The sequence below is a fragment of the Rhodococcus sp. IEGM 1354 genome, assembly GCF_030056855.1.
Classification (GTDB): domain Bacteria; phylum Actinomycetota; class Actinomycetes; order Mycobacteriales; family Mycobacteriaceae; genus Rhodococcoides.
In genome coordinates this window covers 68,117-94,888 of the sequence record NZ_JASHKT010000005.1, presented here as the reverse complement: position 1 = coordinate 94,888, position 26,772 = coordinate 68,117, and the positions used below count along the sequence as shown (strand labels likewise).

Sequence of the window (26,772 nt, the reverse complement as noted above, 5' to 3'; positions counted from 1 at the left end):
CGCGCTACCATCGCGGTGTGTCCGACGCCACAGCGGGAGCCAGTTCGGCAGGTCAGGTGCGTGTGCTCGTGTACAGCAGTAACGCTGAGACCAGAGCCCAGGTGAAGTCCGCCGTGGGGACTCGACCGGATCCGACGCTCGGCGAGATCGATTACGTGGACGTCGCCACTGCGGCCGTCGTCATCGAGCACCTGGATGCGGGCGGTGTCGACCTGGCGATCCTCGACGGTGAGTCCTCGCCCGTCGGAGGCCTCGGCCTGGCGAAGCAGCTCAAGGACGAGATCGACCCGTGCCCGACGGTGCTGGTTCTCATCGGGCGCCCGGACGACAGGTGGTTGGCAGACTGGTCACGCGCCGAGGCTGCCGTTCCCCACCCCGTGGACCCGATCCGGCTGGGACGTGCAGTAGTGGCTCTGCTGGGGCAGCACTCGGCGACCGTGGCATAGGTGGCATGGAGAGTGTAGCCGTAGTCAGGCCGATGCGGCCGTGGCCGTGGCAGCGGGCACCTTCAGCACGAAGCGATGGATGAGTCCGGCGAGTACCGCTCCGAGAACGGGAAACACCACGAACACCCACAGCTGAGACAGGGCGGGTCCGCCCGCAATCAGGGCAGGACCGAAGGATCGAGCCGGGTTCACCGACGTCGAATCGATTCCGATGCCGAGCAGGTGAAGGACCGTGAGGGTCAGGCCGATCGGAATTCCCGCTGCCAGCGCGGGATGAGCCGAGCGCGCCGTGGTTGCCAGTACGACCAGGACGAGGGTTGCCGTGGCAATGATCTCGAACACCGCAACCGATGCCAGGTCGTATGCGCCCGGTGACGAATCCGCGAAACCGTTGGTACCCAGTCCGTCCGAGGACAACGAATACCCCGGGCGGCCGGAGGCGAGCGCCAGTACGATCACGGCGCCGATCAACGCACCGATGGCCTGCGCGACGATGTAGAACGCCGCCGTGATCGGGGTGATCGCGCGGGCGATCAGTGCCCCTACCGTCACTGCCGGGTTGATGTGGCAGCCGGAGATCGGGCCGATCGCGTAGACGAGGGCGAGCAGAGTGAGCCCGAACGCCAGTGCGATGCCGGGCGTCCCCACGGTATCGCCCGCGACGACAGCGGTGCCGACACCGAAAACGACCAACAGGGCAGTGCCGAGTCCCTCGGCACCGAGCGCCGAGATGGAAATCGACTTCATCGTCTCTCCTTCGTGATGGCGGCGGCCCGGGACGGGCCGCGGGAAATGTTCGGGGATTGGTCGTCGTCCACGTCGTGGACCGCATGCGATAGCCGAGTGATGTGGATCACACATACGGCCCGGGGTTCGAGGGTGGGTGCCCCATGCGCGTCAACGGTTTACGAAACTGGACTGCTCGAAATCCCGCGAGATCTGCACCGAAGCCATACTGTGTGGTTCAGGTCACATTGGTACGGCCGTCGCATTTACTTTCGCGTCGGCGCGGTCGTCGATCGAGGGAGCGGATGCCCGAATGAACGCCTACGTTCCGATTCTCGTCCTGGGTGCCGTCGCAGTCGCGTTCGCGGTCTTCTCGGTGATGGTCGGCACGATGGTGGGACCCGCCCGATACAACCGAGCAAAGTTCGACGCGTACGAATGTGGGATCGAACCCACGATGCATGCGCCTACGGGACAACGATTTCCGGTGAAGTTCTATCTCACCGCGATGCTGTTCATCATCTTCGACATCGAGATCGTCTTCCTGTATCCCTGGGCCGTCCACCTCGACGTTCTCGGTGCGTTCGGGCTCGTCGCGATGGCGTTGTTCGTCGTGAACGTGTCGGTGGCCTACGTGTACGAGTGGCGGCGAGGCGGGCTCGGTTGGGACTGACCACACGATCTCGGATACGACGACGGCACGATGCACTGTTCTCATTCTGCGGAAGCGAAAGAGCGTGATCGATGGGACTCGAAGAGAAGCTACCCAGCGGATTCCTGCTGACCACCGTCGAAGGGTTGGCCGGGTACGCACGTAAGGGCTCGCTGTGGCCCGCCACCTTCGGGCTCGCATGTTGTGCCATCGAAATGATGGCCACCACGTCCGGCCGTTTCGATCTGGCGCGATTCGGAATGGAAGCGTTTCGTGCGTCCCCCCGGCAGGCCGATCTGATGATCGTGGCCGGTCGCGTCAGCCAGAAGATGGCTCCGGTGTTGAGGCAGGTCTACGACCAGATGGCAGAACCGAAATGGGTTCTCGCCATGGGTGTCTGTGCGTCCTCGGGCGGAATGTTCAACAACTATGCGGTGGTTCAGGGAGTGGACCACATCGTGCCCGTCGACATTTATCTGCCCGGATGCCCGCCTAGGCCCGAGATGTTGCTCAACGCAATCTTGGAGCTGCACAAAAAGATTCAGCAGATGCCGCTGGGTGTGAATCGAGAACAGGTGCGAGCGGCGGCCGAGGCGGCCGCGCTCTCGTCGACACCGACGATCGATCTGAAGGGTCTGCTCCGATGACGGCGCAGCCGCCGGGTGGAATGTCTCAGCCGCCCGGTGAAATGTCTCAGCGGCCACGCGGGATGTTCGGTGTTCGCGGTAGTGGCGACACGTCGGGCTACGGCCGATTGGTGCCGCCGACGGCAGCCGAGGACACCGCGACGCGGCCCTACGGCGGCTATTTCGATGCCCTCGTCGATCGGTTGGCGACCGTCCTTCTTGCTGTGAACCCCGTCGCTACGTTCGACGCCGCCGTCGAGCGGGTGGTGATCCACCGCGGAGAATTGACGCTGCATCTGGTGCGAGAGTACGTGCCCGCCGTCGCCCAGGCGCTACGGGACGACGACGAACTGCGATTCGAATTGTGTACCGGCGCATCGGGTGTGCACTATCCGGACCTGGTCGGCCGGGAGTTGCACGTGGTTTACCATCTGGTCTCCATCACGCACGGCCGTCGCCTGCGACTCGAAGTTGCCGTCCCCGACGACGATCCGCACAGCCCGTCGCTGTGCGGGGTGTATCCCACCAACGATTGGCACGAGCGTGAGGTCTACGACTTCTTCGGCATCGTGTTCGACGGTCACCCTGCGTTGACGCGTATCGAGATGCCCGACGACTGGGTCGGTCACCCGCAACGCAAGGACTATCCGCTGGGCGGAATCCCCATCGAGTACAAGGGCGCTCGGGTCGCGCCCCCGAACGAGCGCAGGTCGTACAACTGATGAGTGCAACAGACGAAACCATCTACGCGGTATCGGGCCAGGACTGGGACGACGTCGTCGAACTGGCGCGTGGGTCCAGCACCGAACGAATCGTGGTGAACATGGGTCCGCAACACCCGTCCACCCACGGGGTACTGCGGTTGATTCTCGAAATCGAGGGCGAGACCGTCACCGAGGCTCGATGCGGGATCGGATACCTTCACACCGGAATCGAGAAAAACCTCGAGTATCGAAACTGGACCCAGGGCGTCACGTTCGTCACCCGCATGGACTACCTGTCGCCGTTCTTCAACGAAACGGCGTACTGCCTCGGCGTGGAGAAGCTGCTCGACATCACCGACGACATTCCCGAGCGCGCAACGGTGATCCGGGTGATGCTGATGGAGTTGAACCGAATCTCCTCCCACTTGGTTGCATTGGCAACGGGCGGAATGGAATTGGGTGCGGTCACCGCGATGCTGTTCGGCTTCCGGGAGCGAGAATTGATCCTCGACGTCTTCGAGGCCATCACCGGGCTCCGGATGAATCACGCCTACATCCGTCCTGGAGGGCTGTCTCAGGATCTCCCCGACGACGCGATCGCGAAGGTGCGCGAGCTTCTCCGGGTGCTGCCCGGTCGCCTTCGAGACCTCGAACTCATGCTCAACGACAATCCGATCTGGAAGGCCAGAACCGAGAACGTCGGCTACCTGGACCTCACCGGATGCATGGCCCTCGGCGTCACCGGCCCGGTGCTTCGGTCGACCGGACTGCCCTACGACCTGCGTCGTTCCGATCCCTACTGCGGATACGAGAGCTACGAGTTCGACGTGGTGACCGACACCGGAAGCGACTGTTACGGGCGCTATCTGATTCGAGTGGAGGAGATGAAGGAATCACTCAAGATCGTCGAACAGACCCTCGATCGCCTGCGTCCGGGTCCCGTTGTCATCGACGACAAGAAGATCGCCTGGCCGGCCGAGCTGGTCTCGGGACCCGACGGCCTCGGGAACTCGCAGGATCACGTGCGCACCATCATGGACACCTCGATGGAATCTCTGATCCACCACTTCAAACTGGTGACCGAGGGGATGCGAGTACCGGCGGGGCAGGTGCTGTCGTCGGTGGAGTCACCGCGAGGTGAGCTGGGCGTCCACATCGTCAGCGACGGCGGAACACGGCCGTACCGAGTGCATTTCAGAGATCCGTCCTTCACCAACCTGCAAGCGGTGGCGGCAATGTGCGAGGGCGGAATGATCTCCGACGTCATCGCCGCGGTCGCCAGTATCGACCCGGTGATGGGTGGGGTGGATCGATGACCGCGCAGCCACAATCGGAGCCGGTCCTGATTCAACTCGGGGCGCGCCCGGAGGAAGCGGTACAACTCGTCGGCCCGGACACTCGGGCGTCGTATCCGCCCGACGTCCTCACCCGCCTCCACTCCGATGCGGACGTTGTCGTCGCCCGCTATCCGCAGGCGCGCTCGGCCCTGCTGCCGCTGCTTCATCTCGTGCAAGCCGAGGACGGCTGCCTCACGCCCGCTGGAATCGAATTCTGCTCCGAGGTGCTCGAACTCACCGGGGCGGAGGTGACTGCAGTCGCGACCTTCTACTCCATGTATCGACGCGAACCCACGGGGACGTACCGCGTGGGCGTGTGCACCAACACGCTGTGCGCCGTCATGGGCGGCGACGCCATCATGGACACCCTGCGCGAGCACCTCGACATCGACCACGGCGAGACCACCGCCGACGGCACCATCACTCTCGAGCACATCGAATGCAACGCCGCATGCGACTACGCGCCGGTGATGATGGTCAACTGGGAGTTCTTCGACAACAGCACCCCGTCGTCTGCGCGGGATCTGGTCGATTCACTTCGATCCGGTGCGCAGGTGACCCCGACCCGCGGCGCTCCGCTGTGCACATTCCGCGAGACCGAGCGAATTCTGGCCGGGTTCGCCGACGACCGACCCGGGGCACTCGAATCGTCCGGCAGCGCAGGCGAAGCCAGTCTCGCCGGTCTGCGATATGCCCACGAGCACTCCATGTCGGCTCCCCAGGCCGTCGCCGGCTCACCGGACGGTCATCCCGATCTCGGTGCCGAAGCGGTGGCGGAGACGGTGCGAGAGAAACCGGCTCCGGCACCCTCGGCGACTGTTCCGCCGCAGCCGAACACCACCGAAACCGATCCACCGACGAAGGGGAAGTGACATGGCCCTGACGCCGGTGCTGAGCGAGTTCTGGGACGAGAAGGACTCCTGGACACTCGACACCTACCGCAGTCACGACGGATATCGAGGGCTCGACAAGGCCCTCGCGATGGACCCCGACGACCTCATCGCCTTCGTCAAGGAATCCGGATTGCGCGGCCGTGGCGGCGCGGGATTCCCGACCGGAACGAAGTGGAGCTTCATCCCGCAGAACGACGGCAAAGCGCACTACCTGGTGGTCAATGCCGACGAGTCCGAGCCGGGTACCTGCAAGGACATGCCACTGCTGATGGCGAGCCCGCACACGCTGATCGAAGGAATCGTGATCGCCGCGTATGCGATTCGGGCATCGCACGCCTTCGTGTACGTCCGTGGCGAGGTGGTGCCGGTGCTCCGCAGGCTGCAGGCTGCGGTCGCCGAGGCCTATGCGGCGGGCTATCTCGGAAAGGGCGTTCTCGGATCGACATTCGACCTCGAGTTGGTGATCCACGCCGGAGCCGGCGCGTACATCTGCGGGGAGGAAACAGCCCTCCTCGACTCGTTGGAGGGCAGGCGCGGACAACCTCGGCTGCGGCCACCGTTCCCCGCGGTCGCGGGCCTCTACGCGCGCCCCACGGTGGTCAACAATGTGGAATCGATCGCCAGCGTCCCGGTGATCCTGCGCAAGGGAATCGAATGGTTCCGGTCGATGGGAAGCGAGAAGTCACCCGGCTTCACGCTGTACTCCATCTCGGGTCATGTCTGCCGCCCCGGGCAGTACGAGGCACCGTTGGGAATCACCCTGCGTGAATTACTCGGCTACGCAGGTGGTGTCAGGCCGGGGCACGAGCTGAAGTTCTGGACGCCGGGAGGCTCGTCCACTCCGATGTTCACCGGCGAGCATCTCGATGTGCCGCTCGACTACGAAGGCGTCGGTGCCGCCGGATCGATGCTGGGCACCAAAGCCTTGCAGATCTTCGACGACACGACGTGTGTGGTGCGAGCGGTGTCGCGGTGGACCGAGTTCTACGCACACGAATCCTGCGGCAAATGCACACCGTGCCGGGAGGGGACCTACTGGCTGGTGCAGATACTTCGGCGCCTCGACGGTGGAACCGGCACCGAGGGCGACCTGAGCACTCTGCTCGATATCGCGGACGGCATCGCCGGAAAGTCTTTCTGCGCGTTGGGAGACGGTGCCGCCAGTCCCATCGTGTCCTCACTGAAGTACTTCCGCGACGAATACATCCGACACATCACCGAGCAGGGATGCCCCTTCGACCCGCACCGATCGACCCTGATGGCAGAGGAGCTGACGTCATGACCGCTGCAGCACATGGTCGTTCCGCAGGCTCCACTCCTGCACCCCCGGGTCGTTCCACAGGCTCCACTCCTGCACAGCTCGAGCAGTCGGGCGCCCCAGTGGAGATGGTGGCACTGACCATCGACGACCACGAGATCAGCGTTCCCAAAGGCACTTTGGTGATTCGTGCGGCGGAGTTGATGGGCGTACAGATTCCGCGATTCTGCGATCATCCGCTGCTCGATCCGGTGGGTGCCTGCCGCCAATGTCTGGTCGATGTCGAGGGGCAACGCAAGCCGTTGGCGTCCTGTACGACGACCGTGGCCGAGGGCATGGTGGTGCGCACTCAGGTGACGTCGGAGGTCGCGGGCAAAGCGCAACGTGGCGTCATGGAATTGTTGCTGATCAATCATCCTCTCGATTGCCCGGTGTGCGACAAGGGCGGTGAGTGTCCTCTGCAGAATCAGGCGATGGCCGCCGGTCGCACCGAGTCGAGGTTCACCGAGACCAAACGTACGTATCCCAAGCCGATTCCGTTGTCGGCCGAGGTTCTGCTCGATCGCGAACGCTGTGTGCTGTGCGCTCGATGTACCCGCTTCGCGGCGCAGGTAGCCGGTGATCCATCGATCGACTTGCTCGAACGCGGTGCCGTGCAACAGGTGGGTATCTTCGGCACCGAGCCGTTCGACTCCTACTTTTCGGGAAACACCGTCCAGATCTGTCCAGTGGGTGCACTGACGAACACCGAGTATCGGTTCCGGGCGCGCCCGTACGATCTGACGTCCTCACCGAGCGTGTGCGAACACTGCGCAGGAGGCTGTTCTCAACGCACGGATCATCGTCGCGGCAAGGTTCTCCGCCGGTTGGCGGGTGACGATCCCCAGGTCAACGAAGAGTGGAACTGCGACAAGGGTAGGTGGGCATTCAAGTACGCCGGCGAGCCGGACCGCATCGGCGCACCTATGGTCAGAGACGAATCGGGGGCTCTGATCGAGACGTCGTGGTCGGCTGCGTTGGCGGCGGCGGCAACGGGATTGGCTGCGTCGATCGGGAATGCTGCGGTACTCGTGGGCGGAAGATCGACTGTCGAAGATTCCTACGCATACGCCAAGTTCGCGCGAGCAGTGCTGCACACCAACGACATCGACTTCCGCAACCGTGCTCACAGCACCGAGGAGGCGGAGTTCCTGGCCGGTCGTATCGCTGCGACGGGGCTGGGAGTGACCTACTCGGACCTCGAAAACGCCCCTGTGGTGTTGATGGTGGGCTTCGAGCCGGAAGAGGAGTCACCGCTGGTGTTCCTGAGGTTGCGCAAGGCGCGCCGGACCCGCGGCGTGGTCGTGGCGTCGATCGCACCCTGGGCCAGCCGCGGTCTGCGCAAGCTCGACGGGGTGCTGCTGCAGGCAATTCCCGGCGAGGAACCACAGTGGCTCGACGCATTGCACGTCGGCGACCGTGGTACCGAATCGGTCGCCCAGCTCCTCCGGAGCCCGGGGGCGATCGTGATCGTGGGCGAGCGGCTCGGTTCCGTTCCCGGCGCCTTGTCCGCAGCGTCGAAGTTGGCCGACGACACCGGAGCGAACCTCGCATGGATTCCGCGGCGGGCAGGAGAGCGTGGTGCCCTCGACGCAGGCACGTTGCCGAACCTGCTGCCGGGCGGGCGGCCCGTCTCCGACATCTCCGCGCGAGCCGAGGTCGCTGCCGAGTGGGGAGTGGCGGGACTGCCTGCGGACGCGGGCCGAGATACCGCGGCGATACTGGCGGATGCCGGGCCTGATCGCGCCCTGATCACCGCAGGCATCGATCCGAACGACCTGCCCGATCCGCAGGGTGCGCTCGACGCGGTGGACCGATCGGGTTTCGTGGTCAGCCTGGAACTACGCCACAGCGCCGTCACCGAGCGGGCCGACGTGGTGTTTCCGGTGGCACCGGTGGTCGACAAGTCCGGAACCTTCGTCGACTGGGAGGGCAGGCCGCGAACATTCGAGACGGCACTCGGTGCCGGCGCAGTGCTACCCGATCAACGCGTTCTCGACGCCATTGCCGCGCAGATGGGAGTCGAACTGTCGCTACCCGACGCGGCTGCGGCGCGCGGCGAGTTGGCACGGCTGGGAGCCTGGAGCGGCTCGCGGATTCCCGTGGCCCGAGTGGCACCTCGGCGAGACACGCCGTCGCTCTCCACCGGCCAGGCCATACTGGCCACCTGGCGAATGCTCATCGATTCGGGACGGATGCAGGACGGCGAGCACAATCTCGCACAGACGGGCAGGGCACCCGTGATCAGGCTGTCCGAGACGACGGCGTCGAGCATCGAAGCGTCGCCCGGCGACCTGGTCAGGGTCGAGACGGGCCGGGGTTCGATCACGTTGCCGCTGAAAGTCACCGATCTACCCGACAACGTGGTGTGGGTCCCGATGAACTCGCCCGGCTCTTCGGTGTACCGCTCACTCGGCGCCGAGTCGGGTGCGGTGGTGAGGATTCGCAGGGAACAGCCTGCGGAACGACCCGAAAGTGATGCATCGTGATTGTCGCAGCGCCTACCGATCTGTCGATGTTCGGCATCGACCCGTGGTGGCTGGTAATCGGCAAGGCCCTGGCAGTTTTCGTGTTTCTGGTGCTCACACCGCTCGTGGCCATCTATGCCGAACGAAAGATCATGGCGTGGATGCAGATGCGCGTCGGGCCCAATCGGGTGGGCCCGTGGGGACTGCTGCAGTCGTTGATGGACGGGATCAAGCTCGCTCTGAAAGAGGGCATCACTCCGACCGGCGTCGACAAGCCGATTTACATTCTGGCTCCGATCGTTTCGGTGGTCCCTGCCTTCATGGCCTTCGCGGTGATTCCGTTCGGGCCCGAGGTGTCGGTGTTCGGTACCACGACTCCGCTGCAGATGACCGACCTGCCGGTGGGTGTTCTGTACATCCTTGCGGTCACGTCGGTGGGTGTCTACGGAATCGTTTTGGCGGGCTGGGCGTCGAATTCGACGTATCCGTTGCTGGGCGCACTGCGCTCGACGGCGCAGGTCATTTCCTACGAGGTCGCGATGGGCCTGTCCTTCGCTGCGGTATTTCTGTACGCGGGGACCATGTCGACGTCCGGAATCGTTGCGGCGCAACAGGACACCTGGTACGTGCTCTTGCTCTTGCCGTCGTTTCTGGTGTACGTGACGGCGATGGTCGGTGAAACCAACCGCGCTCCCTTCGACCTGCCCGAGGCCGAAGGGGAATTGGTGGGCGGGTTCCACACCGAATACTCCTCCTTGCGTTTCGCGATGTTCATGCTTGCCGAGTACATCAACATGGTCACGGTGTCGGCGCTCGCGACCACGTTGTTCCTGGGTGGCTGGCGGGCTCCGATTCCGTTGAGCCTGTGGAGCGGTGCCAATTCCGGATGGTGGCCGGTGCTGTGGTTCGTCGCCAAGGTGTGGGTGTTCCTGTTCGTCTTCATCTGGTTGCGGTCGACTCTGCCGCGGTTGCGTTACGACCAGTTCATGAACTTCGGCTGGAAGATCCTCATTCCCGTCGCTCTGATCTGGGTGATGGTGATCGCGACGGTGCGTGTACTGGGGGCCGGCCGGTACGACGTACCTCTGGTCACGTTCGTCGTGTCGACGATGTTCGCAGTCGCCGTTCTGGGTTCGCTGCTGCTCTCGCTGCGCCGCCGCGCGCGCACACGAAACCTACCGCCTGCTGCACCCGTCGCACCGTTCGACGCTGCAGCGGGTGGGTTCCCAGTACCTCCCATTCCGAAGCAGGGCACGAACATCGCGAGCCGGCACGCCGGCGCACGGTCCACCGTGGCCGCGTCCCAGAAGGAGAACGCCGATGCCTGAATTCCTGGGTCCTATAGCAGGTTTCGGCGTCACCTTCGCCACCATGTTCAAGAAGCCCGAAACCGAGCTGTATCCGGAGGAGAAGAAGCCGACCGAGGTGCGCTATCACGGCCGACATCAGCTCAATCGGTACGCCGACGGGCTCGAGAAGTGCATCGGTTGCGAACTCTGCGCGTGGGCCTGCCCGGCCGACGCGATCTATGTCGAAGGTGCCGACAACTCCGAGACCGAACGGTTTTCCCCGGGGGAGCGATACGGCGGGGTCTACCAGATCAACTATCTTCGGTGCATAGGCTGCGGATTGTGTGTGGAGGCCTGTCCCACACGGGCTCTGACGATGACCAACGAATACGAACTCGCCGGTGACAACAGAGCCGACCTGATCTACGAGAAGGATTCTCTGCTGGCACCGCTGGAGCCGAACATGGGGCCGCCGCCACACTCGATGGCACCGGGGTGTTCGGCCGAGGACTACTACCGTGGCACCGTCACCGGTGCCGAGAGCGAGACCGACACCGCTCCAGGTCCGGTTCGATGACTGCCATGGTTCAGCTCGCCCTCGAGGCAACCTCCACCGGTGAGGCCGTGCAATTCTGGACGCTCGGTGTCGTTGCGGTCATCGGTGCATTGGGTGTGGTGATGAGCACGAAGGCCGTCTACTCGGCGCTGTTCCTCGCGGCCACCATGGTTGTCCTCGCGACCTTCTACATGGCCCAAGGGGCCCTGTTTCTCGGTGTCGTGCAGATCGTCGTCTATACCGGCGCGGTCATGATGCTGTTTCTGTTCGTCCTGATGCTCGTCGGGGTCGACACCTCGGAGTCGTTGACCGAGACATTGCGCGGGCACCGTATCGCGGCCGTCGTCATCGGAATCGGCTTCGGACTGTTGATCATCGGGGTACTGCTGCGCGACTCTGCCCGGGCCGGTCGACTCGATTTCGTCGGGCTCGACGCGGCCAACTCGACCGGAAACGTCGAAGGCCTGGCCGAGCTGATCTTCGTCGACTACGTCTGGGCGTTCGAGCTGACCGGCGCGCTGTTGATCACGGCCACCATCGGGGCAATGATCCTGGCGCACCGGGAGGCCCTGGGGCCGGTGAAGGGTCAGCGTGAGATGTCGCAGGACCGGTTCCGTAACGGCTCGAGGGTGACGCCGCTGCCGAGCGCCGGTGTGTTCGCTCGTCACAACGGCGTCGATCGCCGCGCTCTGCTGCCGGACGGAAGCGAGTCGGAGTCGTCCGTCAACGCACTGTTCGCGGATCGCCGGAGCCAGTACAAGGTGGACGGGGGTGACGAGCGATGAATCCCGAGAACTATCTCTACCTGTCGGTTCTGCTGTTCACGATCGGCGCGGCGGGAGTCATCGTCAGGCGCAACGCCATCATTGTCTTCATGTGCATCGAATTGATGCTCAACGCAGTCAATCTCGCGTTCGTCACGTTCTCTCGCATGCACGGCAATCTCGACGGCCAGTTGTTCGCGTTCTTCACCATGGTGGTCGCTGCTGCCGAGGTGGTGGTGGGCCTGGCGATCATCATGGCCATCTTCCGTTCTCGTCGCTCGATCTCGATGGACGAGAACTCTCTGATGAAGAACTGACGGGGGCAGAAACGATGTCGATGCTGTGGCTTCTCCCGGCCCTTCCGGCGTGCGGTGCCGCCGTCCTGCTGCTCGGTGGCCGGCGCTGCAACCCGTGGGGGCACTTGGCTGCGACGGCAGCAGCGGTGTCGTCGTTCGTGGTTGCAGCGCTGGTGTTCGCCTCGATGCTCGGGCGTGACGAGTCGAACCGAGCGATCACCGAGACTCTGTTCCGCTGGGTTCCCGTCGACGAATTGCAGGTCGAGTTCGGACTCCGCGCCGACCAGTTGTCGATCTGCTTCGTCCTGTTGATCACCGGAGTCGGGTCGCTCATTCACGTGTACTCGATCGGATACATGAGCCACGACGCGGAGCGTCGGCGCTTCTTCGCGTACCTCAACCTGTTTCTCGCCGCCATGCTGCTGCTGGTGCTGTCCGACAATTTCCTCGGCCTCTATCTGGGGTGGGAGGGTGTCGGTCTGGCGTCGTACCTGCTCATCGGATTCTGGCAACACAAGCCATCGGCAGCGACGGCTGCCCGAAAAGCGTTCGTGGTCAACCGCGTCGGCGATATCGGCCTGGCGATCGCCCTGATGATCATGTTCGTGAACTTCGGATCGGTGCAGTACGACGTGGTGTTCGCCGGAATCGGGGATGCCGGTGAATCGGTGGCCACCGCGATGGCGCTGATGTTGCTGCTGGCCGCCTGCGGAAAGTCGGCGCAGGTGCCGCTGCAATCGTGGCTCGGCGACGCGATGGAGGGCCCGACTCCGGTCTCAGCACTGATTCATGCGGCGACGATGGTCACCGCCGGGGTGTATCTCATCGTCCGATCCGGACCGGTGTTCGAGGCCTCGCCGGTGGCGCGGGCGGCGACCGTCACGGTCGGCGCGGTGACGTTGCTGTTCGGCGCCGTGATCGGTTGTGCGAAAGACGACATCAAGAAGGCGCTCGCCGCCTCGACGATGAGTCAGATCGGGTACATGGTGCTCGCGGCCGGACTCGGCCCGTCCGGCTATGCCTTCGCCATCGTGCTGCTGCTGTCGCACGGATTCTTCAAGGCAGGGCTGTTCCTGGGGGCCGGCTCGGTGATGCACGCGATGAACGACGAGACCGACATGCGACGGTTCGGCGGGCTCCGTGCCGCCATGCCGATCACGTTCGTCACGTTCGGTCTCGGCTACCTCGCCATCATCGGAGTTCCGCCGTTCTCCGGTTTCTTCGCCAAGGATCCGATCATCGAGATCGCGTTCGCGGCCGGGGGAGCGGCAGGTGTGGTGCTGGGCTGCGTCACGTTGCTCGGTGCGGGCTTGACGGCCTTCTACATGACTCGGGTGATGCTGATGACGTTCTTCGGCCCGAAACGCTGGTCGGCGCAGGCACATCCGCACGAAGCGTCGGCGACCATGACGGCTCCGATGATTCTGTTGGCCGTCGGCTCGGTGGCATCGGGCGCCTTCCTCGCTGTGGGTGGCCGCCTCGAGACGTGGCTGGAACCTGTGGTGGGATCGGCGCACGAGGAACACGCGATACCTGCCTGGGTCGTCACGGTCGCAGTTCTGGCAGTGGTACCCGTGGGTGCAGGCGTCGCGTACCGGAAGTACATCGCTCGCGAGGTTCCCCCGACTCCACCCGAGGACGTGTCGGTGATGACCAGAGCCGCACGCGCAGATCTCTACGGCGACGCCTTCAATGAGGCAGCATTCATGCGGCCCGGTCAAAAGCTCACGAATACAATGGTATTCGCCGACAGGGCGGGTATCGACGCGGTCGTGGACGGGGTGGGGAGATCGATCGGTGGAGTGTCGACTCGATCTCGTCGACTGCAGACCGGTTTCGTACGGTCCTATGCGTTGGCGATGTTCGCCGGGGCCGTTCTCGTCGTGCTGATGGTGGTGGTCCTGTGACGTTCCCCTGGCTGACCGTCCTGTGGGTCCTGCCGGTACTCGGCGCGATTGTCGTCGCCCTGGTCCCGGCCGATCGACCGACGATCGCACGCAGCGTCGCCGTGGGCTTCGCCACCGGCACACTCGCGGTGTCGGTGGTACTCGCCGTGGCATTCGACTCCGGTGGCGATCGCTACCAGTTTCTCGAAGATCATTCGTGGATAGCGGCATTCGGTGCGCGCTACACGCTCGGCCTCGACGGAATAGGCCTCGTGCTGGTGTTGCTCACCACCGTTCTGACCCCACTGCTCCTGGTCGCGGGTTGGCACGACGGCAGTCGCGTCGCGAACTACGGATCACGCCGGATCTCGCACACCTACATGGCACTGATTCTGGTGGTCGAGTCCATGGTGATCGTCTCGTTCCTCGCCTTGGACGTACTACTGTTCTACATCTTCTTCGAGGCGATGCTGATCCCGATGTACTTCCTCATCGGTGGCTTCGGTGGCGTCCATCGAACCCGCACCGCGGTGAAGTTCCTGTTGTACAACTTGTTCGGCGGTCTGGTGATGTTGGCCGCAGTCATCGGGTTGTACGTGGTGACCGCCAGGCCCGATGGCCCGTTCGACGGCGGGACGTTCGATCTACGCGAGATCGCAGATGCTGCGTCATCGGGGGGACTCGGTGTGGATCCGATGGTTCTGAACGCGCTGTTCCTCGGCTTCATGTTCGCGTTCGCGATCAAGGCACCGTTGTGGCCGTTCCACACGTGGCTACCCGACGCTGCAGTGCAGTCCACCCCGGCGACTGCTGTGCTGATGATGTCGGTGGTGGACAAGGTCGGCACCTTCGCCATGCTGCGCTTCTGTCTCGAGCTCTTCCCCGAGTCGTCGCAGACGTTCGCCCCGTGGATCATCACGCTCGCGGTGATCGGCATCGTGTACGGCGCGATACTGGCGATCGGGCAGACCGACATGATGAGACTCATTGCCTACACCTCGATTTCGCACTTCGGGTTCATCATTCTCGGCATCTTCGCGATGACCGGTCAGAGTCAGGCCGGTGCGACGCTCTACATGGTCAACCATGGAATCTCCACCGCCGCATTGTTCTTGATCGCCGGTTTTCTCGTGTCCCGTCGTGGTTCACGGGCGATCGCCGACTACGGCGGCGTCCAGAAGGTAGCGCCGGTACTCGCCGGAACGTTTCTGATCTCTGGTCTGGCCACGCTCTCCCTACCCGGTCTGGCCCCGTTCATCAGTGAATTCCTGGTGCTGATCGGCACATTCGGGCGATACGGCGTCGCCGCGATCGTGGCAACCGGTGCGCTCGTGTTGTCGGCGATCTACATTCTCTGGCTCTACCAACGGGTGATGACGGGGCCTGTCCCAGAGGGCAGCGAGAAGATCTCCGATCTCGTTCCCCGTGAGGCGATGGTGGTGGTCCCGTTGCTCGCGTTGCTGATCGTGTTCGGGGTGTATCCGAAACCGGCACTCGATGTCATCACTCCGGCAGTGCAATCCACGATCGTCGACAGTGCAGGAGGTCAACGATGACCACTCCCGAGGTGCAGTACGGTCTGCTGTCGCCCATGTTGATCGTCTTCGGTGTCGCGGTTCTCGGTGTTCTCGTCGAGGCGTTCGTACCGCTGCGCGCTCGTCGCGCCACGCATGTGGGACTTGCGCTCGTGGGGTTGGTGGCGGCTCTCGCGGCCGTTCTCGGGCTGGCCGGTACCGAGGCGTATGCGATGAACGGTGCCGTCGCGATCGACGGAACGACGCTGTTTTTGCAGGGAACCATTGTGCTGGTGGCAATTCCGGCTATTGCACTCTTGGCGGAGCGCACCGTCGCCGTCACCGGGGCCGGGGCCGAGCGCCGCATCGATTCGTTCACTCCGCAGGCCTCGACCACGCCGGGCAGCGTGGCGGAGAAGGAGGCCATCGACGCAGGCGTTGCCCAGACCGAGGTCTTTCCATTGGCGATGTTCGCGATCGGCGGCATGCTGTTGTTTCCGGCGTCCACCGATCTGCTGACGATGTTCGTTGCGTTGGAAGTGCTGTCGTTGCCGCTGTATCTGCTGTGCGGCCTGGCCCGGCGACGTCGGCTGCTCTCTCAGGAAGCAGCCCTCAAGTACTTTCTTCTGGGCGCGTTCTCGTCTGCGTTCTTCCTGTTCGGAGTTGCGTTCCTGTACGGCTACGCCGGTACCGTTCGGTTCGACGGCATTGCCGACGCCATCACGGTCGACGGTCAGGGCCGATCGCTAGCGCTGATCGGGACCGCTTTGCTCGCAGTGGGTCTGCTGTTCAAAGTCGGTGCAGTGCCCTTTCATTCGTGGATTCCCGACGTATACCAGGGTGCCCCCACTCCGGTGACGGCGCTGATGGCCACCGTGACCAAGGTGGCGGCCTTCGGTGCGATTCTGCGAATCTTCGGAATGGCGCTGCCCGGTCTCGAGTCGAGTTGGCGGCCGATGTTGTGGGTGGTCGCGATCGCGACGATGGTGCTCGGTTCGGTTGTCGCGGTGACGCAGACCGACGTCAAACGCATGCTGGCCTACTCGTCCGTGGCGCACACCGGGTTCATCCTCACCGGAGTCACCGCACTCGGTGATTCCGGTGATGTGGGTGATTCGGGTGTCTCGGCGACGATGTTCTACCTTCTTGCCTACGCCTTCAGCACGCTCGGTGGATTCGCCGTCATCGGCCTGGCCCGAGACGAACGCGGTGAGGTGGGCGACCTGGAGCGATGGGCGGGTATCGGTCGACGCTCACCGCTCGTTGCCGCCGTGTTCGGCTTGTTCCTGCTCTCGTTCGCAGGGATCCCGCTCACCAGTGGATTCATCGGTAAGTTCGCGGTGTTCAGCGCAGCCTCGGGTGCTGGGGGAGCCGCACTGGTCGTGGTCGGCGTGGTGTGCAGTGCGATTGCAGCGTTCTTCTACGTGCGCGTGATCGTGCTGATGTTCTTCACTGAACCCAGCGAACGGACCGCCACGGTGGTGCGTCCTACCGCGCCGGTGGCCTGCGCTATCGGGGTATCGGTGGTCGTCACCGTGGCGCTGGGAGTCTTTCCTCAGCCTGTTCTCGATGTCGCCGCGCGGGCCGGGAACTTCCTCTAGCACGTACGGGCCTACTTCGCGGACTTCATTCGCTGCTTCCACGTGTGTGAGCCGGTGCCGACGGGGATTCCCCCGATGGCTCCCGCGAGGCCGAATGTCGGCATGTTGACGTAGATCGCTTCACTGTCCTGGGCTGTTGCGGTATAGGTTTCGTGCCAGACGCCGACGTGGCCGGTCGCAGCGACCGATCGGTTGAAGGCGCGCCAGGCGGGTGCATGTGGTGCGTCGGGATCGGAGGCGAATCGCGTCAGGTCTTCCGCGTTGCGCCAGTAGCTGACCAGCATGGTGGTGCGGCCCAACCACGAGTGGTAGCCGAGCAGTCCGGAGGCGGGATCCTGCTCGAGATGGCTGAGCATCCGCGGCATCGCGCGCGCGGCGGGAAGCCAGGAGCGAACGGCGAGGGGATTGTTGATGCGCATTCCGATGAGAAAGACCGTGACGGTGTCTCGGTCGGATTCGACCGTGGTGCGGCCGTCGATAATGGGTTGCATGACATGTTCCCGTCTGTTCAGGGGACGAGCGCTTATTGTTACACTGTTATAAAACACTGTTGTGGTAGGTTCCGCAAGTGGCGAGACCCAGAATTCACGATGCCGAACTGCGCACCCGGCTACTCGAGGCTGCGGCGGAAAGCGTTGCGCAACATGGTGTCGACTCGTTGTCGTTGCGTAAACTCGCTGCAACGCAGGGCACCTCGACCACGGCCATCTACTCGCTGTTCGGCGGTCGAGCGGAGCTGCTGGTGGCCCTGTTCGCCGCGTCGTTCTCGAGTTTCGGTGACGCGCAACGCAGCGTTCCAGTCACCGGTGATCCCGAGGTCGATCTGCGCGAACTCGCCTTTGCGTACCGCCGCTGGGCCATGGCCAACCCACACCTCTACGCGGTGATGTTCGGCGGGGTGCTCGGTTCGGTCGACGTATCCGATCAGGCGCACCTCGCGGCCGCCGCGATGGATCCGCTTCGGGCGGTGGTGGCGAGCGCCGTCGAGGCAGGCACGATGAGCGGCGCATCGGTAGACGTCATCAGCCATTCGTTCTGGGCGATCGTTCACGGTCTGGTGTCGCTCGAGTTGGCGATACCCGCGATGTCCGACGACGAGGACCGTCGGGTGATGTTCGACGCCGGGGCGGCGTCGGTCCTGCGCGGGTGGATGCGTCAGTAGGTGCGCGGTATCCCGATGATCTTGGTGGCGTCGACGGTCATGCCCAACCGTGCCGTCGGAGCGAGCGCAGGAAGCTCCGGAAGATCGTCCGGAGTTGCTGTCGCAGCACCGATGACGTCGGCACCAGCGATCTCGAAGTCGGAGATTGCTCTACGAAGGTGGCTGGGAGTTGTGGCGAGCACCAGATTCACGGCACCGATCCGAGCGGCCAGCGAGGTGGCGCGTTGCGCGTTCTGCACCGTCGAATTCGCGGTGGACTCGGCGTGAATGCGGCCGGCCGCTATCTTGTTGTCTATCAGCCAATTCTGCATTGCCTCGGCTTCGGTGACGCCGCTCTGCGGATTTCCACCGGTGACGATGATGGGTGATTCGGGGGAGCGCTCGGCGACTGTGACAGCGGAATTCAGTCGCTGCACCAATTCCGGTGACATACCGCCGTCGTCGTCCAGGCCCAGGCCGAGTACCACGATTGCGGTGCGGGGTCCGTCGGTGACCGGCGCGAAGTCGATCGTCCGGGTCGCGGCGTCGTCGATGACGGTAATGGCTCGATCGACAACGTCGGCGAGCGCCGGGGACAGGGTGCGCAGGCGGTCCGAGTGTTGCGCACGCGCGTCGGCATCATCGGTTGCGTTGGCGTAGAACGTCTGCAGCGCTGCCACATTGGCATCGTTCGGTGCCGCGGCCGCAACGGCATCCAGGGCGGCGAAACCAGCGTCGTATCGGCCCTTGACCAGAGCATTCTGAGCATCGTTGTACTGCTGTGCGTCGGCCGAACGTGGTGCGTCTGCAACCGTCGTCACCTGGGTCGCCGGGTCGGGCTGGGCCATCGCCATGCTCATGCCCGTGCTGAGGGCGAGTGCAGCCACGCAGGTGACAACGGCAACGCGGATCGTCGGTTGTGCTCGGCCGGATCGCACTGTCGGTAGCCCTTCGATGAGGTGACGGGTTTCCGCCACCCTAGCTCGGTTCGGTACCAGTGTGACTGGTGTGATCCAAGTTTCTCGAGTTACACCGATGTACTTCTGAGCAGGCCGCATTCACCCGTCACAGCGTGACGGGTGCGCGTCCTCGATCGGCCGGTTCGATGGTCACCTCGGCGTCGGGAAGAAAAACGCGCTCGGTCGTCGTGGTTCCGTCGACGCCGTCGGTCACCGTCACCGCGACGTTCTCTGCAACCTGTCCGGCGCTCTCGATAAACCCGGTCGCGACACCCTCCTCGATGAGGAGATGATCACCCACCAACAGAAGAAGCTCGTCCGCCGTCACCGTTCGCCTGCCGCCCACATCTTCGATTGTCATGAATCCCACCGTAGTGTGAATTGTCCGAATGGGTCGTTCCTCGGGCTGCACACTCTGATTCGGGCGGGTCGTTCGGCGGGAGCCACTCGATGCTCGACAATCGCAGTATGAGCTTCACCGCGCCCACGCCCGATCCCGTCGACGGTCCGCTCGTCGGTGACGACAGACCCATTCTCGAGGGAATGCTGCGTTGGCATCGAGCCACGTTGTCGAACATCTGTGCCGGTGCCGATGCCGAACAGCTTGCGCGACGACCTTTCTCGAACTCGACGCTTTCCCTCCTCGGACTCGTTCGTCACCTCGCCAAGGTCGAACGCATCTGGTTTCGAGAGCGACTGGCGTCGATGTCGTTCGACCCGATGTACGACGCTGCGTTGGGTAAGGACGCCGACTTCCTGGGAGCGACGGCATCGAGTGCAGAGTCGGACTTCGCGCGATTCGCTGCCGAGTGCGAGGCCTCGGACGTGGTCGCTGCCCGATACTCGTTCGAGGATCCGGTCGACTGTCGCGGCGGGCCGATGTCACTGAGGATGGTCTACGTGCACATGATCGGTGAATATGCGCGGCACAACGGGCACGCGGACATCATCCGCGAACAGATCGATGGAGTCACCGGCCGCTGAGGCATACCGTAGACACACGACCGACCCCCATCAGGAAGAAGGTGTTTCAGTGACCCACTCCGACGCAGAATTCGATCCCGCTTCGCTGCGCCCGTCGTTGTACATCGACGGGCAATGGCAGGGATCCGGTGACGGAGGTACCCGAGACATCATCGACCCGTCCGACGGCAACGTGGTGGCTGTCGTGGACGAAGCGACACCCGACGACGCTCTGCGCGCGGTGGCAACGGCGCGGTCCGCGTTCGACGATGGGCCGTGGCGCACGGTGACGGTGGGTGAGCGCAGTGATCTGCTCAATCGCATCGCAGACTTGCTCCAACGGGACAAGGCGAAGTTGGCGCACATCGAGACCCTCGATACCGGAAAGACGTTCGGCGAGAGTGAGATCGATATCGACGACGTCACGTCGGTGTTCCGCTTCTATGCCGATCTCGCTGTGGTGCAGGCAGATCGACTGATCGATGTCTACCGGCCCGAGATTCTCAGCCGGGTAGTACACGAGCCGATCGGGGTCTGCGTCATGATCGCGCCCTGGAACTACCCGTTGTTGCAGATCTCGTGGAAGATCGCCCCCGCCTTGGCTGCCGGGTGCACCATGGTGCTCAAACCCAGCGAAGTGACCCCACTGAGCACCATCGCATTCACCAAGCTGGTCGAGGAAGCAGGTGTACCTGCGGGAGTGGTCAATCTGCTGCAGGGTAGCGGCGCGGTCCTCGGCGATGCGCTCACCAGGAACCGTGACGTCGATTTCATTTCCTTCACCGGTGGGCTGGCGACGGGCAGGCACATCCTGGCCGCTGCGGCCGAAAACGTCACCAAGGTCGCCGTCGAGCTCGGCGGCAAGAACCCGCACATCGTGTTCGCCGACGCGGTGGCCGACGAGCAGTCGTTCGCCGATTCGGTCGACAACGTACTGACCGGGGTGTTTCTGCATTCCGGCCAGGTGTGTTCGGCCGGTACCCGACTGATCATCGAGGAATCTGTCGCCGACCGGTTCGTCGCCGCCGTGGCAGAGCGCGCGAAGAGCATCGTGATGGGGCCGGGTATGGACCCGGCCAGCGAGACCGGACCACTGGTGTCGCAGGCGCAGCGCGAAAAGATAGAAGCCTTTGTCGCGGGTGGCATCGAAGAAGGTGCCACGCTGGTCATCGGTGGAACCAAACCGGACAATCCGGAACTGGACGGCGGCAGCTACTTTCTGCCGACGATTTTCGATCACTGCAATCGGTCCATGAATATCGTGCAGGAGGAGACGTTCGGGCCCATACTCACTGTGGAGCGCTTCGACACCGAGGCCGAAGCGCTGCTGTTGGGCAACGATACGAATTACGGTCTCGCCGCGGGAGTTCGGACGTCCGACGCCGCGCGAGGCGAAAGAATGGTGCGTGGGCTTCGCCATGGAACGGTGTGGCTCAACGACTTCGGTGTCTACACGGCGGCCGCGGAATGGGGCGGCTTCAAGCAGTCCGGGAACGGCCGGGAACTCGGTCCGTCCGGTATGTCCGAATATCAAGAAGCGAAGCATATTTGGCACAACACCTCACCTGCAGCGGCGGGGTGGTTCGGTACCCGATAGAGCACGATGGGAAAGGCCACAGGCATGGCATTACTGAACGACAACTCGAGCGGGATGGACGATTTCGGCTACAAGGAATCGCTCGACCGAAGTCTCGGCAAATTTGCCAGCTTCGCCGCAGGCGTCAGCTACATCTCGATTCTCACCGGCACGTTCCAGCTGTTCTACTTCGGTTTCGGCACCGCCGGGCCGGCGTACCTGTGGTCGTGGCCTGCGGTCTTCGTCGGTCAGCTCTGCGTGGCGCTGTGCTTCATGGAGTTGGCCGCGAAGTATCCGGTGGCAGGATCGGTGTACAACTGGGCGAAGCTGTTGGGCCGCAGAATCGTCGGCTGGTCGGCAGGCTGGCTGATGCTCACGGCATCGATCGTGACACTGGCTGCTGTTGCACTCGCGCTGCAGCTCAATTTGCCACGCATCTGGAGCGGATTTCAGATCATCGGTGACGGCTCGGGTGCCACCGACTTCGCGGCCAATGCAGTGCTGCTCGGTGCGATTCTGATAGCCATCACCACCACGATCAACGCGCTGGGCGTTCGACTGATGGCGATGATCAACAGTGCGGGTGTGTTCATCGAACTCATTGCGGCCGTACTCATCGCGATCCTGCTCGCGGCCAACATCACTCGGGGGCCCGAGGTGTTCTTCTCCACCAACGGCTACGGTGCCGGTGAGAGCGGCGGCTACCTCGGTGCCTTCCTGGTCGCGTCGCTGGCGTCGGGTTACGTCATGTACGGGTTCGACACCGCGAGCTCGCTCGGGGAGGAAACCGTCGAACCTCGGCGCACCGCCCCGAAAGCGATCTTTCGCGCCATCCTCGCCTCGTTCGTCATCGGCGGAGCCATCCTGGTGTTCGCCGTCATGGCCGCGCCGGACCTGAACGATCCTTCCCTCGGCAGCCCCGACGGCAGCCTGCAGTCCATCGTCGAATCGGTGATGTGGGGCCCGCTCGGCACCGTCTTCCTCATCTGCATCGTCATTGCGGTGTTCGTCTGCTCACTGGCAGTACACACCGCGGCGATCCGGCTCACGTTCGCCATGGCGCGAGACAACGCCTTGCCCTTCGGTGAGAGCCTGGCCAGGGTGAATCCCAAGACCCAGACCCCGGTGGTGCCCGCGGTGACCATCGGCGTGCTGGCCATCGTCATTCTGGTCGTCAACATCGGTCAGCCCCAGATCTTCACGGTCCTCACCTCGATCGCGATCATCATGATCTATCTCGCCTACCTGATGGTCACCGGACCATTGTTGGTCAAGCGCATCAAAGGCGAGTGGCCGCCGGAGGATCTGAAACCCGGTGGATACTTCACCATGGGTAAGTTCGGCCTACCGGTCAACATTGCGGCAGTGGTGTGGGGCGCCGGGATGGCGATCAACCTCGCCTGGCCTCGGGAGGCCGTGTACGGCACCCCCTGGTACAACACGTTCGGTGCGTTCGTCTACATCGGCGGCATCCTGGGCGTAGGCCTGCTGTGGTACGCAATCAAGGGGCGCAAGCACATCGGCACTCTGAAATCACATGCCTCCACGGGCAACTAGAAGGAGCGTGCAGTGACAGACACCCAGTTCGATTACGTCGTCGCGGGAGGTGGCACGGCGGGGTGTGTCCTGGCCGCGCGGCTGAGCGAGGATCCTTCTGTGAGCGTCTGCCTCGTCGAGGCAGGTCCCACCGACGTCGGCGACAAGGCGATCCTGGAACTCGTCGAGTGGATGCATCTGCTCGACTCCGGCTACGACTGGGACTACCCCGTCGAACCGCAGGAACGTGGCAACAGCTTCATGCGGCACGCACGCGCGAAAGTGCTCGGCGGTTGCTCCTCGCACAACTCCTGCATCGCTTTTCATCCGCCGGCCGAAACCCTCGACGATTGGGCGGCGGCCGGCGCGACGGGCTGGGGCGCGTCGGACATCCTGCCGTTCGTCGCGCGCGTGGAGAACAACGACACCGGCCGTGGACACGACGGCCCCGTTCGAATCCGCGACGTGCCGCCGAACGATCCCTGCGGTGCGGCAGTGCTGGAATCGGCCGCCGGGATAGGTCTTCCCACAGTCGCGTTCAACCGGGGAACGCCGGTACTCAACGGTGCCGGCTGGTTCCAGATCAACGCGGGTGAGGACGGCTCGCGGATGTCGACCTCTCATGCTTACCTGCACCCGATCATCGGATCGCGTCCCAACCTCGAGGTGCGTACCGACTGCTGGATCAGCGAAATCCTGATCGACGAGTCTCTGACCGCGACAGGCGTGCGGTACCAACGCCCCGACCTGACCGGGTACGACACCGTCTCGGCGCGTCGCGAGGTGATCGTCACCGCCGGTGCCATCGACACGCCGAAGTTGTTGATGCTCTCCGGAATCGGACCGGCGGCACAGCTGCAGGAGATGGGAATCACCGTTCGGGTCGATTCACCGGGAGTGGGAGAGAACCTCGACGACCACGTCGAAGGACTGGTGTTCTGGGAGGCGAGCAAGCCGATGGTCACCACGTCCTCGCAGTGGTGGGAAATCGGGGTGTTCGCGCAGACCGACTCGTCGCTGAACTACCCGGACATCATGATGCACTACGGCAGCGTGCCGTTCGACATGAACACGCTTCGGTGGGGTTATCCCACGACCGACAACGGGTTCTGCTTGACTCCGAACGTGACCCAGGGGCGATCGCGCGGAACGGTTCGATTGCGCAGCAGGGACTTTCGTGATCGCGCCAAGGTGGATCCGCGCTATTTCACCGATCCCGACGGCCACGACGACGCGGTGATGCTTGCCGGGCTGAAGCTGGCGCGTGCTATCGCCGCAGACGGTCCACTCGCGGGTTGGATCGAACGCGAACTCGCACCCGGGCCCGAAGCCGTCACCGACGATGATCTGCTCGACTACGTGCACAAGACCCACAACACGGTCTATCACCCGGCGGGCACGGCGCGGATGGGATCGGTGGACGACACCATGGCCGTGCTCGATCCCGAGTTGCGCGTCAAGGGCATCTCGAACCTACGCGTGGTCGACGCGTCGGCGATGCCGAAGCTGCCGTACGTCAATCCCAACATCACGGTCATGACCATGGCGGAAAAGTGCGCCGACCTGATCCGTGGCGGATAGATCGGAGCTTGCCGACTTCCTCGGCGCGCACCCACCGTTCCAAGGCGCGTCACCTGCGGTACTGACCGACATCGCCGGAGCAGCCGTCGAACTCGACTATGCCAGTGGCGCATGGGTTGTGGGCCCGGCGTCGAAGCTCGATGTGGCCGACACCGTGTGGGTGGTGCGTACCGGTCGAGTGGTGATCGTGCACTCCGACGACACCTCGCCCGCCGCCGTACCGATCGACACCATCGGTACGGGCGGGGTCTTCGGTTTCTCGGCGTTGCTTGTCGGCGGGACGGTCGAATTCTGTGCGCGCGCAACCGAGCCGAGCACCGTTCTTCGGTTGCCCGGGGAGCTGATTCGACCGCTGTTCGCAACGCCGACCGGGCTGGCGTTTCTGGCCGACGCCGTCACCTCGGCCAGCACGCATCGCGGTGGGGCGGCCGAGGGTAATGCCGGCCGCGCCGTCGGCGAACTGCTCTCGGCCCCACCGGTGTTCGTCTCTGTCGGCACCTCCGTCCGAGACGCAGTTCGGCACATGACCGAGCAGGGCAGCTCGTACGTCCTGGTTCCGCTGCGAGGTTCGCGCTACGGAATATTCACCGACCGTGACCTCAGGGTGCGGGTGGTCGCCGCGGGAATGGGCGTCGACACCCCGGTCGAGCACGTCATGACGTCGCCCACAGAGACGGTCACCGCGGACCGGTTGGCCGGCACCGTCCTGATGGACATGCTCGAGCTGGGACTGCGGCACATGCCCGTGGTGTCCAGCCGACGCGAGGTTCTCGGCGTCGTCGAGGACTCCGATCTGCATGCCGCGTCCACGCGTCGCAGCTTCGTGGTTCGTCGCGCAGTGACCTCGGCAACGACATCGGCCGAACTCGCCGACGCAGGAAGGCTCGTTCCGGGATTGGTGGCGGACCTGTTCCGGGGTGGGACCGACGCCCTGGCCGTCAGCGCGATTCTGTCCGTCGTGGTCGACAGCCTCGTTCGCCGAGCCGTGGAGATCGAATGGGCGGCGCGGCCCGAAGTACCGCGACACAACTTCGCCTGGATCACCCTGGGCAGCGTCGCCCGTCGGGAGGCGATGCCCTCCTCGGACGTCGACAGCGCTCTGACTTGGTCGGATACCACCGCCGACCCCTACGTGCGTGGACGATCGAACTCGGTGCCGAGAACTCGCGACGAAGCGCTGATGGACCTGGCCGCTCGGGTGCACGCGAGCCTCGACGGCGCCGGGTTGCCGTCCGACACCAACGGTGCGGTTGCGAGCTCACCGAGATTCGCACGCTCGGCCGGACAGTGGGAAAGTGCCGCGGCCCACTGGCTCAGCAACCCCTTCGGCGATCGTGGCAAAGCAGGAACCTCTGGTCGTTCCGCAGGCTCCACTCCGGCTGGGGACTCCGGCCTCATAATGTCCTCGCTGATGATCGACGGCAGGGTGGTGTGGGGCCCGCGGGAGCTGAACACCGTTCCCGAGGCCTATCGCCGACTGCTGGTCGACAACCCCGATGCACTGCGACTGCAACTCAGAGATGCCCTCGCCGGACGGGCCCGGCTGCGGTCGCTGCGAGACGTGCTGGCTCGGCGTGGTGGCACGTTCGACCTCAAGGCCCATGCATTGACTCCCATCGTCAACCTCGCTCGATGGGGTGGACTGTCGGTCGGAATGGCCTCGGCCTCGACACCGGCGCGTCTCGCGGCCGCGTCCGGCAACGGGATGCTGTCCGAACGGGACGTCACCACGTTGACCGAGGTGTTCGCGTTGCTTCAGCGGCTGCGGCTGGCACACCAGATCGATCAGATGACGGCAGGCCATCGGCCCGGCGATGTGCTGATCATGGCCGATCTCTCACCGCTCGAGCGCAGTCTGCTCACCGACGGCATCCGAGAGATCGCCGCGGTGCAACGCCGAGTCGGGTACCTCGCTGCCAATGTCGGCGTGCATCGCTGACCGGGAAGCACCAGACTGTGTG

General features: G+C 64.0%; 25 protein-coding genes. 21 read left to right on the top strand and 4 right to left on the bottom strand.

Annotated features, from left to right (window positions below):
- The first annotated feature begins 17 nt into the window (after positions 1-17).
- Positions 18-446, top strand: coding sequence for a hypothetical protein (locus QM588_RS12545; protein ID WP_283313712.1), 429 nt, complete (start codon positions 18-20; stop codon positions 444-446).
- A gap of 24 nt (positions 447-470) precedes the next feature.
- On the opposite strand, the gene QM588_RS12540 is transcribed toward QM588_RS12545, so the two are convergent.
- Positions 471-1,193 (bottom strand): aquaporin, encoded by a 723-nt coding sequence (locus QM588_RS12540; protein ID WP_283313710.1) that lies wholly within the window; start codon positions 1,191-1,193, stop codon positions 471-473.
- A gap of 292 nt (positions 1,194-1,485) precedes the next feature.
- On the opposite strand from QM588_RS12540, the gene QM588_RS12535 reads away from it, so the two are divergent.
- The 14 genes from QM588_RS12535 (at position 1,486) to nuoN (ending at position 17,055) form a co-directional block, all read left to right on the top strand.
- Positions 1,486-1,845 carry an NADH-quinone oxidoreductase subunit A gene (locus QM588_RS12535; RefSeq protein ID WP_027496775.1) on the top strand — a complete coding sequence of 120 codons (360 nt, stop codon included), beginning with the start codon at positions 1,486-1,488 and terminating at the stop codon, positions 1,843-1,845.
- 71 nt (positions 1,846-1,916) lie between these two features.
- Positions 1,917-2,471 carry a NuoB/complex I 20 kDa subunit family protein gene (locus QM588_RS12530; RefSeq protein WP_027496776.1) on the top strand — a complete coding sequence of 185 codons (555 nt, stop codon included), beginning with the start codon at positions 1,917-1,919 and terminating at the stop codon, positions 2,469-2,471.
- Positions 2,468-3,172, top strand: a complete 705-nt coding sequence (locus tag QM588_RS12525) for an NADH-quinone oxidoreductase subunit C (RefSeq protein WP_442972907.1) — start codon at positions 2,468-2,470, stop codon at positions 3,170-3,172. Before QM588_RS12530 ends, QM588_RS12525 begins: the two co-directional genes overlap by 4 nt.
- Positions 3,172-4,470 (top strand): NADH dehydrogenase (quinone) subunit D, encoded by a 1,299-nt coding sequence (gene nuoD / locus QM588_RS12520; protein WP_283313707.1) that lies wholly within the window; start codon positions 3,172-3,174, stop codon positions 4,468-4,470. Before QM588_RS12525 ends, nuoD begins: the two co-directional genes overlap by 1 nt.
- The gene (nuoE, locus tag QM588_RS12515) at positions 4,467-5,363 is read left to right on the top strand and encodes an NADH-quinone oxidoreductase subunit NuoE (RefSeq protein WP_283313706.1); all 897 of its coding nucleotides are present in this window, start codon (positions 4,467-4,469) and stop codon (positions 5,361-5,363) included. The genes nuoD and nuoE overlap by 4 nt, the downstream gene beginning before the upstream one ends.
- A 1-nt stretch (position 5,364) precedes the next feature.
- Positions 5,365-6,666 carry an NADH-quinone oxidoreductase subunit NuoF gene (gene nuoF, locus QM588_RS12510; protein ID WP_283313704.1) on the top strand — a complete coding sequence of 434 codons (1,302 nt, stop codon included), beginning with the start codon at positions 5,365-5,367 and terminating at the stop codon, positions 6,664-6,666.
- 104 nt (positions 6,667-6,770) lie between these two features.
- Positions 6,771-9,170, top strand: coding sequence for an NADH-quinone oxidoreductase subunit G (locus QM588_RS12505; protein ID WP_442972920.1), 2,400 nt, complete (start codon positions 6,771-6,773; stop codon positions 9,168-9,170).
- Positions 9,171-9,196: 26 nt separating this feature from the next.
- Complete coding sequence (gene nuoH / locus QM588_RS12500; protein WP_283314129.1) at positions 9,197-10,477, top strand: NADH-quinone oxidoreductase subunit NuoH; 1,281 nt, start codon at positions 9,197-9,199, stop codon at positions 10,475-10,477.
- Positions 10,470-11,015: an NADH-quinone oxidoreductase subunit NuoI gene (gene nuoI / locus QM588_RS12495; RefSeq protein WP_283313699.1), complete on the top strand. Its 546-nt coding sequence runs from the start codon at positions 10,470-10,472 to the stop codon at positions 11,013-11,015. The genes nuoH and nuoI overlap by 8 nt, the downstream gene beginning before the upstream one ends.
- Entirely contained in the window at positions 11,012-11,779 is a 768-nt protein-coding gene (locus QM588_RS12490) for an NADH-quinone oxidoreductase subunit J (RefSeq protein WP_283313697.1), read from the top strand. The genes nuoI and QM588_RS12490 overlap by 4 nt, the downstream gene beginning before the upstream one ends.
- Complete coding sequence (nuoK, locus tag QM588_RS12485) at positions 11,776-12,075, top strand: NADH-quinone oxidoreductase subunit NuoK (RefSeq protein ID WP_008717020.1); 300 nt, start codon at positions 11,776-11,778, stop codon at positions 12,073-12,075. The genes QM588_RS12490 and nuoK overlap by 4 nt, the downstream gene beginning before the upstream one ends.
- Positions 12,076-12,089: 14 nt before the next feature.
- Entirely contained in the window at positions 12,090-13,961 is a 1,872-nt protein-coding gene (nuoL, locus tag QM588_RS12480) for an NADH-quinone oxidoreductase subunit L (protein WP_283313695.1), read from the top strand.
- Positions 13,958-15,496 carry an NADH-quinone oxidoreductase subunit M gene (locus tag QM588_RS12475; protein ID WP_283313693.1) on the top strand — a complete coding sequence of 513 codons (1,539 nt, stop codon included), beginning with the start codon at positions 13,958-13,960 and terminating at the stop codon, positions 15,494-15,496. The genes nuoL and QM588_RS12475 overlap by 4 nt, the downstream gene beginning before the upstream one ends.
- Positions 15,493-17,055, top strand: coding sequence for an NADH-quinone oxidoreductase subunit NuoN (nuoN, locus tag QM588_RS12470; RefSeq protein ID WP_283313690.1), 1,563 nt, complete (start codon positions 15,493-15,495; stop codon positions 17,053-17,055). Before QM588_RS12475 ends, nuoN begins: the two co-directional genes overlap by 4 nt.
- Before the next feature lie 11 nt (positions 17,056-17,066).
- On the opposite strand, the gene QM588_RS12465 is transcribed toward nuoN, so the two are convergent.
- Positions 17,067-17,546 (bottom strand): DUF4188 domain-containing protein, encoded by a 480-nt coding sequence (locus QM588_RS12465; protein ID WP_283313689.1) that lies wholly within the window; start codon positions 17,544-17,546, stop codon positions 17,067-17,069.
- Between the two features lie 77 nt (positions 17,547-17,623).
- Between QM588_RS12465 and QM588_RS12460 the strand changes: the two genes are divergently transcribed.
- Positions 17,624-18,217 carry a TetR/AcrR family transcriptional regulator gene (locus tag QM588_RS12460; protein WP_283313687.1) on the top strand — a complete coding sequence of 198 codons (594 nt, stop codon included), beginning with the start codon at positions 17,624-17,626 and terminating at the stop codon, positions 18,215-18,217.
- On the opposite strand, the gene QM588_RS12455 is transcribed toward QM588_RS12460, so the two are convergent.
- Both QM588_RS12455 and QM588_RS12450 read right to left on the bottom strand, forming a co-directional pair.
- Entirely contained in the window at positions 18,211-19,173 is a 963-nt protein-coding gene (locus QM588_RS12455) for a YdcF family protein (RefSeq protein ID WP_283313686.1), read from the bottom strand. The two genes, QM588_RS12460 and QM588_RS12455, sit on opposite strands and share 7 nt — an antisense overlap.
- An 88-nt stretch (positions 19,174-19,261) precedes the next feature.
- On the bottom strand, positions 19,262-19,516 hold the full coding sequence (locus QM588_RS12450) for a hypothetical protein (RefSeq protein ID WP_032398387.1): 255 nt from the start codon (positions 19,514-19,516) through the stop codon (positions 19,262-19,264).
- Positions 19,517-19,623: 107 nt separating this feature from the next.
- Between QM588_RS12450 and QM588_RS12445 the strand changes: the two genes are divergently transcribed.
- From QM588_RS12445 to QM588_RS12425, 5 genes are read left to right on the top strand one after another with little or no spacing between them, the layout of a single operon-like run.
- Positions 19,624-20,139, top strand: a complete 516-nt coding sequence (locus QM588_RS12445) for a DinB family protein (RefSeq protein ID WP_283313684.1) — start codon at positions 19,624-19,626, stop codon at positions 20,137-20,139.
- The gene (locus tag QM588_RS12440; protein WP_442972906.1) at positions 20,120-21,715 is read left to right on the top strand and encodes an aldehyde dehydrogenase family protein; all 1,596 of its coding nucleotides are present in this window, start codon (positions 20,120-20,122) and stop codon (positions 21,713-21,715) included. The genes QM588_RS12445 and QM588_RS12440 overlap by 20 nt, the downstream gene beginning before the upstream one ends.
- Before the next feature lie 24 nt (positions 21,716-21,739).
- Positions 21,740-23,251 carry an APC family permease gene (locus QM588_RS12435; RefSeq protein ID WP_283313682.1) on the top strand — a complete coding sequence of 504 codons (1,512 nt, stop codon included), beginning with the start codon at positions 21,740-21,742 and terminating at the stop codon, positions 23,249-23,251.
- A 12-nt stretch (positions 23,252-23,263) separates the two neighbouring features.
- Entirely contained in the window at positions 23,264-24,811 is a 1,548-nt protein-coding gene (locus tag QM588_RS12430) for a GMC family oxidoreductase (protein ID WP_283313679.1), read from the top strand.
- Positions 24,801-26,750 carry a putative nucleotidyltransferase substrate binding domain-containing protein gene (locus QM588_RS12425; RefSeq protein ID WP_283313676.1) on the top strand — a complete coding sequence of 650 codons (1,950 nt, stop codon included), beginning with the start codon at positions 24,801-24,803 and terminating at the stop codon, positions 26,748-26,750. The genes QM588_RS12430 and QM588_RS12425 overlap by 11 nt, the downstream gene beginning before the upstream one ends.
- Positions 26,751-26,772: the final 22 nt, after the last annotated feature.